Here is a 5,079-nt window from a genome sequence, read left to right as displayed (position 1 = left end):
GGCGAGGGCATCCAGGGTGGTTTCGCCGATCTTCTGCCCACGCGCGTTGACCAGCAGCACATGACCGGTCAGCAGGCTGTACCAGGACAGGCGCTGGCGGCGCAGCGCGCCTTCGCCATCGTCGATATCGAACCAGCTGCCGAAGGGCAGCGCGCACAGCTGCTGGTAACTGGCCTCCTCGGCCTCGCTGCGTGGTGCCGCATCGCTTGCCGGGGCCTGTGCGCCGGTGTGTTCGCCCAGCCGTGCACGGGCCTTCAGGCGTGCACTGAGCTCGGTGCGCGAGGTGCTTTCGTCTTCGCCACCTGGCGTGGACAGGCGGCGCGCGACGGCAGCCGCCTCCTCTGCGTGGTAGCCCACCTGCAGCAGGGCCGATTCAACCTCGGCAGCCAGCGCAGCGTCGGTCGCGCTGCTTTCGCTTGCGGCCTCGGCAGTGATCGCCGCGATGCGTTCGGTCTGCTGCAGGCGCTCCTGCCATTGCGGCGAATCATCGCCGTGGCGCAGGCGGGTCAGCGTCAATGCATCTGCCCACGCCTGGCGCAGCAGTGTCTGTACGAAGCGCGGCGGCTCCTGCGTATCGCAGCACTGGTCGATCTGCGCATTGGCCTGGCGTCGCGCAAGTTCCAGCCGCTCCTTGCCGCGTGCGGCTTCCACGTGGCGGCGCTCGGCCAGTTCGGCGCGGTGCGCGGCGGCGCGCTGGTGCTGCTGTATCTCGTCGTTGGCGGCGGCAAAGGCCTCGGGAGTGCGTGCATCCTGGCCGAGCAGGCCCTGCACGCTCTGCGCCAGTCGCTGCAGCAGCTGCGGATCGACATCGTCATCGCCGAGCCAGCTGGCGCCGGCTTCAGCGACATGGTTGAGCAGTTCGCGTGCCGGATGTTCGTCGCGCACGAAGAAGCCCGGGTCGGCCATCGCTGCGCGCGCCAGCGGTACCTGCAGGCGCGCGAGCAGGGCGGCTGGCACCGGGTCCGGCCGTTGCTGCTGCTGCACCTGCTGCAGCAGCAGGCGCAGCAGATCGAGGTTGTCGCGGTCGTGGCTGCCAAGGCTGGCCTGCGCGCCATGTTCGCTGCGCAGCTGGGCGACCACGGCGGCCTGCAGATCGGTCATGGCGCTGGCGGCGCTGGCCTGCCCCTGCAGGCGCGCCAGCACGGCATCAACCGCTGCACTGGGCAGGGCCGCTGGATCGGCCGCGGGCTGCGGAATCTGCCGCGCCTGTTGCAGCATCTCGTGCAGCACGCTGCTGGCCGGTACCGTCATGCCGGCCGACGCGCCGGGCGCGTCCGCATCCGCGAAGGCGTCCTGCATCAACGTCGACCACGAGCCGGGCGGTGCCGAGCCGCCCCAGCCGGTCATCGGCGTGGGCACGCGCGGAGACGGGCGTCCACTGCGGCCGCTGCCGACCGACTGGGTGATGATCCGGCGGGTGCTCGAAGAACGTGCCAGGTACGGGGTGTAGACCAGGCCCGGCAGGATGCCGTGCTGTGCCAGCAGCGCATTGGCGCGGTCGAGCACATTGCCCAGCCGCTCCAGTACCTGCCGCTCGAAGCTGCGGTACAGCGCCATCTGTACCTCGGCGCTGAGGGCATCCTGTTCGGCCAGCTTCCGTACCATCGCGCACAGGGCCTGCGGTGCCAGGGGCAGGGTGTCAGCTTCAAAGGCTGGTGCGCCGGCAACAACACCCAGGCGCTGGCCCAGCAGGTTCAAGGCGTTGGCCGAACGCAGGGTTTCCCGGCGCACCATTTCGGTCAGCAGCAGGTCGCGGTCGACTTCATGCTCGGCCACCAAGCTCAACCCCAGCATGCCGGGCAAGGGCGGTGGCGTGGTGGCGGCCACGACCGGGGTGATCGGTTCACGCAGCCGCGCAAGCGCATCGGCCAGCGCATCGAGCATGCGGTCGCTGAAGTGGCCGGCGAACGCATGCAGCTGGCCGCGCTGTGCCAGCAGGTCGGCCTGCTGCTGCGGGTTGCGGGCATGGTCGGCGTCATGCAGCAGGGTCTGCTCCAGCGCTTCCACGGTCAGGATCAGCGGTGCCGTCAGGGCCTGGTGGCACAGGCCGATCAACGCGCCCAGCAGCTCGCGCACGCGCGGCGGCAGGTCGGCTGCGGCCAGGCGGGCAGTGTCGGCACTGGAAAGGGAAAAGACAGCAGACATCGGCGAGGGGGTCCGGATTCCCGCGGATCGATCTTGGAATCTACCGTGTCGGCCGGTGAAGGCGCTACTTTAGCGATGGATCCATTCAGGGCCGCCTGCGATGGCGGCGCCGCAGCAGATCATGCTTCCAGGAACAGGCTGACCACATCGTTGGTGAAGCGCCGGCCCAGTTCGGTCGGCTGCACGTGCCCGTCTGCCACCACCAGCCAGCCACGCTGCACTGCTTCGCGCAGTGGTGTGTCCAGCACGCTGCGGGCCAGGCCGGTGCGCGATTCGAAGTCGCGCAGGCTGAACCCTTCGTGCAGGCGCAGCAGGTTGAGCATGTACTCGAACGGCAGGCGCTCGTCGGCGATCACTTCGTCACCGCCGAACGATGCGGCCGTGCCTGCGGTATCCATGAACGTCTGCGGGTGCTTGTGTTTCCAGCGTCGCAGCACGTGTTCCTCGGCACCGGAACTGATCTTGCCGTGTGCGCCGGCACCAATGCCGAGGTAGTCACCAAAACGCCAGTAATTCAGGTTGTGCGCGCTCTGCCGGCCGGGGCGGGCATAGGCACTCACCTCGTACTGGCCGAAGCCGGCCTGCGCCAGCAGCGCCTGGCAGTGTTCCTGCATGTCCCAGGCATGGTCTTCATCGGGGATGCCCTGCGGCGGCCGCGCGAAGAACACGGTGTTTGGTTCCAGGGTCAGCTGGTAGTGCGAGATGTGGGCCGGCTGCAACGCGAACGCGCGTTCCAGATCGGCCTCGGCACCGGCCAGGGTCTGCTCCGGCAGTGCGTACATCAGGTCGATGTTGAAGTTGTCGTAGCCCGCGTCCTGCGCCATCTTCACCGCGCGCTCGGCCTCGCCACTGTCGTGGATGCGGCCCAGTCGTTTCAGCGCGGCATCATCGAAACTCTGGATGCCGAAGCTGAGGCGGTTGACCCCGGCCGCGCGGTAGCGATCAAAGCGACCGTGCTCGGCGGTACCCGGGTTGGTTTCCAGAGTGATCTCGGCGTTCGGCGCAAAGCGCAGGCGGGCACTGGCCTGCTGCAGGAAGCGGTCGATCGCCTCGGGCGGGAACAGGCTGGGCGTGCCACCCCCGAAGAACACGCTGCTGACCACCCGGCCCCAGACCAGCGGCAGGTCCTGGTCGAGGTCGCGCACCAGCGCATCGATGTAGGCATCGAAGGGCAGTTCGCCCTTGGCCTGGTGCGAGTTGAAGTCGCAGTACGGGCACTTGCGCACACACCACGGCAGATGCACGTACAGCGCCAGCGGCGGTGGCACCAGACGTGGCGGGGCGTCGTGGTCGCAGGACTCGCCGGGCAGGTGGTTGCAGTGGTCGTGGTCGTGGGCGTGCGGCATGGCTGGCGTGATGCGGACGTGGGGGAGCGGCAGATCAGTCCGCCGCCCGTAGAAGAGGGTCGACCAGGGAGCGCGGCTGCGCGCGAAGCACGGCAGCGGCAATCTGGCGGAAGAAGGGCGAGGGCCCTTTGTAGCTGCCTATAGCGTTGTCCATCAAACGGTGGCGCGCCGGACTGCAGCCATTGCGCATGCACAGATGGAGACCGGAGACCATGGCCTTGCGCTTGTCGGCAAAACTGTCAAGCCGTACTTCCAGCACGTCCACCAACGCCACATGGCGCCACCGATGCAGGCTGCCGATGTTGTGATAGCGCATGTGGCCGGCAGCAGCGTCCAGTTCGACGCGCTGCCACATGATGGGCGCGCCGATGAGCGTGATGACGGTCATGCCGGCCAGCGCAACCACCGGTACCGCCCACCAGGATTCCTTCCCTGTCCACGCCAACATGCCGCCAAAGATCGCACCACTGATCAGCCCCAGTACGGCAAGCAGTTGCACCAGTTCCATTCCGGTGCGGTAGCGCTTCACTGTCATCCTTGAGTCTCCTGTCGGATGCTGGTTCAGGCCGCGAACTGCTGCTTGAGCTGCTGCTTGAGCTGCTGCAGGGCGATGGCGCGATGGCTGATGGCGTTCTTCAACGCCGGTTCCATTTCCGCAGCAGTCAGGCCGTGGGTGGTGTCCAGGAACACCGGGTTGTAGCCGAATCCATTGGTACCGCGAAGTTCGCGGATGATCTGACCTTCCCAGCGACCTTCGCAGATCAGCGGCTGCGGGTCGGTGGCATGGCGCAGCAGCACGATCACGGCGTAGAAGCGGGCGCTGCGCTGGCCATCGGCGATGTCGGCCATCGCTTCCAGCAGCTTGGCATTGTTGGCCGCCGCATTGGTCGGGTGACCGGCATAGCGCGCGCTGTACAGGCCCGGTGCACCGCCGAGGGCATCGACGATCAGGCCCGAATCATCGGCCAGCGCCGGCAGGCCGGTCGCTTCGCAGGCCGCGCGCGCCTTCAGCAGCGCGTTCTCGACGAAGGTCAGGCCGGTCTCTTCCACATCGCCCAGGCCCAGTTCGGCGGCCGAAGTGATCTGCAGCGGCAGGTCGGCGAGGATTTCCTGCATTTCCACCAGCTTGCCAGCGTTGTGGCTGGCCAGGACAAGCTTCTTCATCAGCGGGGCTCCAACAGGTCCCAGGTGTTGCCGTACAGGTCGCGGAACACCGCGACCGTGGCGTAGGGTTCTTCGCGCGGTTCTTCCAGGAACTGGACACCGGCAGCCAGCATCGCCGCGTGGTCGCGGCGGAAGTCATCGGTATTGAGGAAGAAGCCGACGCGGCCACCGGTCTGGTTGCCGATACGACTGCGCTGCTCGTCGTCGCTGGCGCGGGCCAGCAGCAGGGCGGCGGCGCTGCCATCGGTCGGGCCGACCACCACCCAGCGCTTGCTGCCCTGGTCGATGTGGTGAACGTGCTGATGAAGCGCGGCGACATCAAGCGCAACCCGATCCTCGGCGCGGTGGCGGCGGTGTCGGTCGGCGTCTACCGCGGCACCTCGGTGCTGGACCTGGACTACGCCGAAGACAGCGACTGCGACAC

The 5,079-nt window shown here is 67.8% G+C and carries 5 protein-coding genes and 1 pseudogene; 1 reads left to right on the top strand and 5 read right to left on the bottom strand.

Annotated elements, in window-relative coordinates:
- The 5 genes from AC1VAN_RS10825 to AC1VAN_RS10805 form a co-directional block, all read right to left on the bottom strand.
- On the bottom strand, positions 1 to 2,145 hold a 2,145-nt coding region (locus AC1VAN_RS10825), incomplete at its 3' end, for a DUF1631 family protein (protein WP_480985786.1).
- Between the two features lie 119 nt (positions 2,146 to 2,264).
- Positions 2,265 to 3,491, bottom strand: a complete 1,227-nt coding sequence (hemW, locus tag AC1VAN_RS10820; RefSeq protein ID WP_442252287.1) for a radical SAM family heme chaperone HemW — start codon at positions 3,489 to 3,491, stop codon at positions 2,265 to 2,267.
- A gap of 34 nt (positions 3,492 to 3,525) precedes the next feature.
- Positions 3,526 to 4,026, bottom strand: a complete 501-nt coding sequence (locus AC1VAN_RS10815; protein WP_442252286.1) for a hypothetical protein — start codon at positions 4,024 to 4,026, stop codon at positions 3,526 to 3,528.
- A 26-nt stretch (positions 4,027 to 4,052) separates the two neighbouring features.
- The gene (gene rdgB / locus AC1VAN_RS10810; RefSeq protein ID WP_025874208.1) at positions 4,053 to 4,655 is read right to left on the bottom strand and encodes an RdgB/HAM1 family non-canonical purine NTP pyrophosphatase; all 603 of its coding nucleotides are present in this window, start codon (positions 4,653 to 4,655) and stop codon (positions 4,053 to 4,055) included.
- On the bottom strand, positions 4,655 to 4,942 hold the full coding sequence (locus AC1VAN_RS10805) for a VOC family protein (RefSeq protein ID WP_480985787.1): 288 nt from the start codon (positions 4,940 to 4,942) through the stop codon (positions 4,655 to 4,657). Before AC1VAN_RS10805 ends, rdgB begins: the two co-directional genes overlap by 1 nt.
- Here AC1VAN_RS10805 and rph point away from each other — a divergent pair.
- Positions 4,922 to 5,079 (top strand): annotated as a pseudogene (gene rph, locus AC1VAN_RS10800) (ribonuclease PH); the annotation flags it as partial. The gene AC1VAN_RS10805 and the pseudogene rph overlap by 21 nt on opposite strands.

It is taken from the genome of Stenotrophomonas sp. 05L44_2 (assembly GCF_056665995.1).
Note: the sequence above shows the minus strand (reverse complement) of the source record. Positions and strands in the feature narration are given on the sequence as shown.